Annotated in this window: 7 protein-coding genes; 6 read left to right on the top strand and 1 reads right to left on the bottom strand. The window is 70.9% G+C overall.

The genetic code is table 11. The annotated features are described in order from the left end of the window. The 6 genes from radA to AX737_RS05415 form a co-directional block, all read left to right on the top strand. Positions 1–1,300, top strand: a 1,300-nt coding sequence (radA, locus tag AX737_RS05440; protein ID WP_066919636.1) for a DNA repair protein RadA, incomplete at its 5' end; no start/stop codon positions are given. 138 nt (positions 1,301–1,438) lie between these two features. Then, positions 1,439–2,047: a CvpA family protein gene (locus tag AX737_RS05435; protein WP_066919634.1), complete on the top strand. Its 609-nt coding sequence runs from the start codon at positions 1,439–1,441 to the stop codon at positions 2,045–2,047. Positions 2,048–2,209: 162 nt separating this feature from the next. Then, positions 2,210–3,691, top strand: coding sequence for an amidophosphoribosyltransferase (gene purF, locus AX737_RS05430; protein ID WP_066919633.1), 1,482 nt, complete (start codon positions 2,210–2,212; stop codon positions 3,689–3,691). Between the two features lie 4 nt (positions 3,692–3,695). After that, positions 3,696–4,439 (top strand): SDR family NAD(P)-dependent oxidoreductase, encoded by a 744-nt coding sequence (locus AX737_RS05425; protein ID WP_066919631.1) that lies wholly within the window; start codon positions 3,696–3,698, stop codon positions 4,437–4,439. 70 nt (positions 4,440–4,509) lie between these two features. Further along, positions 4,510–4,920, top strand: a complete 411-nt coding sequence (locus AX737_RS05420; RefSeq protein WP_066919629.1) for a dihydrofolate reductase — start codon at positions 4,510–4,512, stop codon at positions 4,918–4,920. Positions 4,921–4,974: 54 nt separating this feature from the next. After that, positions 4,975–6,114 carry a carboxylate-amine ligase gene (locus tag AX737_RS05415; protein ID WP_066919627.1) on the top strand — a complete coding sequence of 380 codons (1,140 nt, stop codon included), beginning with the start codon at positions 4,975–4,977 and terminating at the stop codon, positions 6,112–6,114. Here AX737_RS05415 and der read toward each other — a convergent pair whose 3' ends face one another. Further along, complete coding sequence (gene der / locus AX737_RS05410) at positions 6,115–7,467, bottom strand: ribosome biogenesis GTPase Der (protein ID WP_066919625.1); 1,353 nt, start codon at positions 7,465–7,467, stop codon at positions 6,115–6,117. Between the last annotated feature and the right edge of the window lie 200 nt (positions 7,468–7,667).

Genomic DNA, 7,667 nt, shown 5'->3' with positions numbered 1-7,667 from the left:
GGGCCCCGCCGCGACCCGGCCCTCGCGGGCGCGGGGCCGTGTCTTTCCGCTCGAAGGGCTGACCGGCGAGGCCAAGCAGGCGCCGCGCATCCCCTCGGGCATCGCCGAACTCGACCGCGTCACCGGCGGCGGCTTCGTGCGCGGCTCGGTGATCCTGCTCGGCGGCGATCCCGGCATCGGCAAGTCCACCCTCCTGATGCAGGCCTCGGCCGCCATGGCCGGCACGGGCCAGCGCGTCGCCTACATCTCGGGCGAGGAGGCGGTGGGACAGGTGCGCCTGCGGGCCGAGCGCCTCGGACTCGCCGACCGGCCGGTGGAGCTCGCCGCCGAGACCAACGTCGAGGACATCGTCGAGACGCTCTCGCAAGGGCGCCCGCCCGCGCTCGCCATCATCGACTCGATCCAGACCATGTGGACCGAGACGGTCGATTCCGCGCCCGGCACCGTCACGCAGGTGCGCTCCTCGGCCCAGAGCCTGATCCGCTTCGCCAAGACCACCGGCACGGCGGTGATCCTGGTGGGCCACGTCACCAAGGACGGGCAGATCGCGGGACCGCGCGTGGTCGAGCACATGGTCGATGCGGTCGCCTCCTTCGAGGGCGACCAGGGCCACCATTTCCGCATCCTGCGCGCGGTGAAGAACCGCTTCGGTCCGACCGACGAGATCGGCGTGTTCGAGATGACGGACGGCGGCTTGGCCGAGGTGCCGAACCCCTCCGCCCTATTCCTGGCGGGGCGCGACCATCAGGCGGCGGGCACCGCGGTCTTCGCCGGCATGGAGGGCACGCGCCCGCTGCTGGTCGAGATCCAGGCGCTGGTGGCGCCCTCGGCCCTCGGCATGCCGCGCCGAGCGGTGGTCGGCTGGGACCCGAACCGGCTCTCGATGGTGCTCGCGGTGCTGGAGGCCCATGGCGGCATCCGGCTCTCGGGCCACGACGTCTATCTCAACGTCGCTGGCGGCCTGCGCATCTCCGAGCCCGCGGCCGACCTCGCGGTGGCGGCGGCGCTGGTCTCCTCGCTCTCCGGCTCGGCCCTGCCCCCGGAGACCGTCTATTTCGGCGAGATCGGCCTGTCGGGCGCGATCCGGCCCGTCGCGCAGGCGAGCGCCCGCCTGAAGGAGGCGCAGAAGCTCGGCTTCGCCAAGGCCTTGATGCCTCAGGGCCGCGAGACAGCCGACCGGGCGCTCGCCACCGAGGCGCTGCGCCACATCGCCGACATGGTGGCGGGCATCGCGGCCAACGGGCCCAAGCGCGGCGGGCGCGGCCGCAACCACAATCCGCGCTACGAGGAGGCGGATTAGCCCTTCGCCCACCGGTTGCGCGCAATCCCCGCACAAGGGTGACGGCTGAGGTTCCTCGGGATATACAGGCGCCGCGGTCCCCGGGGGAGCCGCGCGACCACCGCCCATGGCCGATCCCCGCCCGACCCAGATGCGCTGATGCCGTTCTCCATCCTCGATCTCGTCGTGCTCGGCATCGTGGTGATCTCCGCGCTGCTCGCGGCCGTGCGCGGCGTGACCCGCGAGGTGCTCGCGATCATCGCCTGGGTCGCCGCCGCGGCGGTGGCCTGGAAGTTCCACCCCATGCTGCTGCCGACCGTGAAGCAGCACGTGAACAGCGACACGGTGGCGCTCGTCGCCTCGATCGCCGCGATCTTCCTGGCGACGCTGATCGTCGTCTCGATCATCACCGTGAAGATCTCCGACGTGGTGCTCGACTCGCGCATCGGCGCGGTCGATCGCTCGCTCGGCTTCCTGTTCGGGGCCGCGCGCGGCTTCCTGATCTGCGTGATCGGCTGGGTGTTCCTGTCCTGGCTCGTACAGGGCAAGGTGCCGGACTGGGCCTCGCAGGCGCGCTCGCGCCCGATGCTGGAGAAGTCCGGCGACGCGCTCGTCGCGCAATTGCCCGAGAATCCGGAAGGCTTCCTCAAGCAGTTCAAGAAGCCGAAGGTCGACACTCCCCCAAACGAGCCGGTCGATGCCCCGGCCGACGAGACCCCGGCCCAGCGCCGCACGGACGGCGCAGCCACGCCGGCGCCGCGACGCTGACCTGCGCGCGCCGGCGCTTGGTCGGCGGGCGGAAAGCCCCTAGATAACCGCGGTCGAGGCGGCCGGGTGGAATGATTCCACGCAGCATTGCCTCACGGCCCGCGCCAGCATATCCGGCGCCCGCCGCCGGATCCCGGCGGCCATCAGGGACCGACATCGAGCATGCCCGACCGCGCCGTTGCTTCCGCTTCCGCCGATTTCGACCTCGATCTCGACGGCGATACGCTGCGCGAGGAGTGCGGCGTCTTCGGCATCTTCGATCATCCGGACGCCTCCGCCATCGTGGCGCTGGGGCTGCACGCCCTGCAGCACCGCGGCCAGGAGGCGGCGGGCATCGTCTCCTTCGACGGCGCGGTGTTCCACTCCGAGCGCCGCCCCGGCCTCGTCGGCGACTCCTTCTCGGACGGCGAGACCATCGCCCGCCTGAAGGGCCGTGCCGCGATCGGCCACGTGCGCTACTCGACGACCGGCGGCACCATCCTGCGCAACGTTCAGCCGCTCTTCGCGGAGCTGGCCAGCGGGGGCCTCGCGGTGGCCCACAACGGCAACCTGACCAACGCGCTCTCGATCCGCCGCGACCTCGTGCGCGACGGCGCCATCACGCAATCGACCTCGGACACCGAGGTGATCCTCCACCTTGCGGCCCGCTCGCGCAAACCGCGGATCATCGAGCGCTTCATCGACGCGCTCCAGGCGATCGAGGGCGCCTACGCGATCGTGGCGCTGACCAACAAGAAGCTGATCGGCGCCCGCGACCCGCAGGGCATCCGCCCGCTGGTGCTGGGCGAGCTCGACGGCCGCTACATGCTGGCCTCCGAGACCTGCGCCCTCGACATCATCGGCGCCAAGTTCGTGCGCGACATCGAGAACGGCGAGATCGTGGTGATCTCGGAAGAGGGCGTCGAGTCGATCCGCTTCGCCGAGGCCCGGCCGATGCGCCCCTGCATCTTCGAGTACATCTACTTCGCGAGGCCCGACTCGGTCGTGAACGGCAAGAGCGTCTACGCGGTGCGCAAGAACATCGGCCACGAGCTCGCCCGCGAGACGCCCGTGGAGGCGGACGTGGTGGTGCCGGTGCCGGATTCCGGCGTGCCGGCGGCGCTGGGTTTCGCGCAGGAGACCGGCCTGCCCTTCGAGATGGGCATCATCCGCAACCACTATGTCGGCCGCACCTTCATCCAGCCCACACAATCGGTGCGCGAGCTCGGCGTGCGCATGAAGCACTCGGCCAACCGCGCGGCGATCGAGGGCAAGCGCATCGTGCTCGTCGACGACAGCCTGGTGCGCGGCACCACCTCGGTGAAGATCGTGCGGATGATGCGCGAGGCGGGCGCCAGCGAGGTGCATTTCCGCATCGCCAGCCCGCCGATCATGCACCCGGACTTCTACGGCATCGACACGCCGGAGCGCGAGAAGCTCCTTGCCGCGACCCACGACCTCGAAGGAATGCGCCAGTACATCGGCGCCGACTCCCTGGCCTTCCTGTCGATCCCCGGCCTCTACCGGGCAATGGGCGAGGAGGCACGCGACAGCGCCTGCCCGCAATACACCGACCATTGCTTCACCGGCGAGTACCCGACCGCGCTGACGGATCTCGCCATCGCGGGGCCGAAGCGCTTCGCGATGCTGGCCGAGGCGGACTGAAGCCATGGCGGAGAAGGTTCTCGACGGCCGCGTCGCCGTCGTCACCGGCGCCTCGCGCGGCATCGGCCGGGCCGCGGCGCTGGCGCTGGCGGAAGCGGGTGCGCACGTGATCGCGGTCGCCCGCACGCAGGGCGCGCTGGAGGAACTGGACGACGCGATCCGTCAGCGGGGGGCGAGCGCCACCCTCGTGCCGCTCGACCTCACCGACTATGACGGGATCGATCGCCTCGGCGCGGCGATCAACGAGCGCTGGCGGCGGCTCGACATCGTGGTCGGCAATGCCGGCATCCTCGGCAACCTGATGCCGGTCGGGCACGTCACCCCGAAGGTCTGGGACCAGGTGATGGCGATCAACGTCACGGCGAACTGGCGCCTGATCCGCTCGCTCGACCCGCTGCTACAGATGTCGGATGCCGGCCGTGCGGTCTTCGTCTCGTCGGGCGCGGCCTCGAAGTGCCGGGCCTACTGGGGGCCGTACTCCGTCTCGAAGGCGGCCCTGGAGGCGCTGGTTCGCACCTACGCGGCCGAGACCGCCAACACGCGGATCCGGGCGATGCTGCTCAACCCGGGCCCGCTGCGCACCAGTATGCGCGCCGCGGCGATGCCGGGCGAGGACCCGGAGACGCTGAAGACCCCCGAGGATCTCGCCCCGCACATCGTGCGGCTGGCGAGCCCGGCCTCCGAGGACACCGGCAAACTCTACGATTTCCCGAGCGATCGGGTTCTGGAATTCCGCGCCCCCGAGTAAGGGGGTCCGGGGCCCAAGGCCCCGGCGGGTTCGGGCAGAGCCCGCCCCCTCACTTCCGGGTTCGCGTGCCATGATCGACGTCCGCTGCATCTGCGCCATCGGCCAGCGGGGCCAGCTCGGCCTCAACGGGCACCTGCCCTGGGAGGGCAACACCGACCCGCTCTTCGTGGAGGACGTGACGCGCTTCTTCGCGCTGACGATGGGTCACGTGCTGATCGCCGGCCCGAAGACGGTGGCCTCTGTGCCCGAATTCGCCTTCAAGGACCGCACCATCGACGTGATCCGCTCGCACGAGGATCCGGAAGCGGTGCTGAAGCGCTACCCGGGCCGGCGCATCTTCGTGGGCGGCGGCATCGCGGTCTGGAACGTCTACGCGCAGTACATCCAGCACTGGGACATCACGCGCCTGCCCTACGACGGCGAGGCCGACCGCTGGTTCGACCCGGCCTGGCTTGTGGGCGGGGCTCTGCGGACGCCTTAGCGGCACCTTTGTGGCGCTTCGGGAGTTGATGCGCACGCGTCCCCGAGGGTCACAATGCGTTCAGCGTCCTTCCGCTTCGGCATCGAGGAAGAGTATTTTCTGGCCGATGCCGAGACCCGAGGCACGCCCCGCCGGTCGGTGAAGCCGTTCCACACGGAGGTTGCCGAGCGCCTGCCCGAGACCGGGCGCGAGCTGCTGCAATGCCAGGTTGAGGTCTGCACGCCGCCGGTGACCGAGTTCGGCGCCGCGCGGGAGAGCCTCGCCCGGCAGCGCGCGGCGCTCGCCGACGTCGCGGCCGCGCACGAACTCCTCGTCTTCGCCGCCGGCACGCACCCGGTCGCCGACTGGGCCCGGCAATTGCCGACCAAGGGCGATCGCTACCGCGGCATTCTGCGCGACGTCGGCCTCGCCGGCCGGCGCAGCCTGATCTGCGGCATGCACGTCCATGTCGAGGTTCCGGATCCGGACGCACGCATCGACCTGATGAACCGGCTGCTGCCGTTCCAGCCCCTGCTCTTCGCGCTCTCGGCCTCCTCGCCCTTCTGGCAGGGCAAGCCCACGGGGCTCACCGCCTACCGGCTCAGCGCCTTCGGCGAACTGCCCCGCACCGGCCTCCCCGAGCTGTTCCCGGGACCGGAGGCCTACGCCCGCTACGTCCGCATCATGGAGCGTGCCGGCTCGATCCAGGATCCGAGCTTCCTGTGGTGGTCGCTCCGGCCCTCGATCAAGTTCCCGACCCTGGAGCTGCGCATCGCCGATTCCTGCACGCGGCTGGAGGATGCGCTGGCCATCGCCGCCCTGTTCCGCTGTCTCGTGCGCCTCGTGGTGCGGAGGCCCGACCTGAATGCCGGTCTCGACGGCGTCTCGCGTGCGCTCGCCGAGGAGAACCTGTGGCGGGCCCAGCGCAGCGGCATCGGGGCCGAGCTGATCGACGAGGCGCGGGAGGAGGCGCTTCCTTATGGGCAAGCCCTCGACGCGCTGCTCGACCTGATCGCCGAGGACGCGGCCGCGCTCGGCTGCGCCGAGGAGGCGGCGCGCGCCCGCACCATCCTCGCCGACGGCACCAGCGCGGATGCGCAGATCGCCGCCTTCGAAGCCGCCCGCGAGCAGGGACTGACCAACCGTCAGGCCCTCGACGCGGTGGTGGACTGGCTGGCCGCGACGAGCCGCGGCCAGACCCCGGGACGCCCCTGATCAGCGCTTGTCGAACGGGTTCTCGGACGTCCGCAAGGATAGCCGGATCGGCGTGCCCGGCAGGTCGAAGGCCTCGCGTAGGCCGTTGACGAGATAGCGGGTGTAGGATTTCGGCAGGGCGTTGAGCTGGTTGCCGAACAGCGCGAAGTGCGGCGGACGGCTCTTCACCTGGGTGGCGTAGCGGATCTTGATGCGCCGGCCGGAGACCGCGGGCGGCGGGTTGCGGCTGGTCGCCTCGGAGAGCCAGTCGTTGATCCGCGAGGTTGAGACGCGCCGGTCCCAGACCTCGGAGGCCTGGACCACGGCCTCCATCAGCTTGTCGATACCATTGCCGGCAAGCCCCGAGAGCGGCACCACCGAGACGCCGCGGACCTGCGGCAGCAGGCGGGTGCAGTCCTCGCGCAGGGTCTTCAGCAGGCCCGGCTGGTCGGCGACGAGGTCCCACTTGTTGAGGCCGATGACGAGTGCCCGGCCCTCGCTCTCGACGAGATCGACGATGGTGAGATCCTGCTTCTCGAACGGGATCGTGGCGTCGAGGAGCACCACCACCACCTCTGCGAAGCGCACGGCGCGCAGGCCGTCCGAGACCGCGAGCTTCTCCAGCTTGTCGTCGATGCGGGCGCGGCGGCGCATGCCGGCCGTGTCGTGCAGCTTGATCCGGCGCCCGCGCCATTCCCAATCGAGCGAGATCGAGTCGCGGGTGATGCCCGCCTCGGGACCGACGAGCAGGCGGTCCTCGCCGAGCATCCGGTTGATCAGGGTCGATTTGCCGGCGTTCGGGCGGCCGACGATGGCGACGCGCAAGGGACGGCCGCCGGGCGCGTCCGCGTCGTCGTCCTCCATATCCGGGTCCGGCTTCGGCAGCGCATCCCTCAGCGCCTCGTGCAGCTCGCCCAGGCCCTCGCCGTGCTCGGCCGAGAACGGGATCGGGTCGCCGAGGCCGAGGCGGAAGGCATCGTAGGCCCCGGCGAGCCCGCCGCCGCCTTCCGCCTTGTTGGCGATGAGGATGACCTGCACGCCGGAGCGGCGCACCAGTTCGGCGAAGGGCTGGTCGGCCGGCAGCACGCCCGCGCGGGCGTCGATGACGAACAGCACCACGTCGGCGGCGAGGATCGCGGCCTCGGTCTGCATGCGCATGCGGCCGGTCAGCGAATCCTCGTCGGCCTCCTCGAGCCCCGCCGTGTCGATGATGCGGAACGCCAGGCCGCCGAACTGCACGTCCCCCTCCCGCCGGTCGCGTGTGACGCCGGGACGGTCGTCCACCAGGGCGAGCTTGCGGCCGATCAGGCGGTTGAACAGGGTCGACTTGCCGACATTCGGCCGGCCGACGATCGCGACGGTCGGCAAATCCATGGGGTCTCTCGTATCGTTCGTCCCTCGCGGGGACGGCTGCGTGCCCGCGAGTGCTCCAATGAAGGCGCCGCCGGCCCGGGCGTCGAACGGCCCGGGACGACGGCGTGTGTGACTGATCCTTACACCAAGTCGCTCAGGCGCTTGGTACGAAAAGATCTCAGCGCGTCGGCGGGGGCGGCGCGGCGGGCTCGGCCTTGGCC

The sequence above is a fragment of the Methylobacterium sp. CCH5-D2 genome, from assembly GCF_001556475.1.
GTDB classification, from domain to species: Bacteria; Pseudomonadota; Alphaproteobacteria; order Rhizobiales; family Beijerinckiaceae; genus Methylobacterium; species Methylobacterium hispanicum.
Note: the sequence above shows the minus strand (reverse complement) of the source record. Positions and strands in the feature narration are given on the sequence as shown.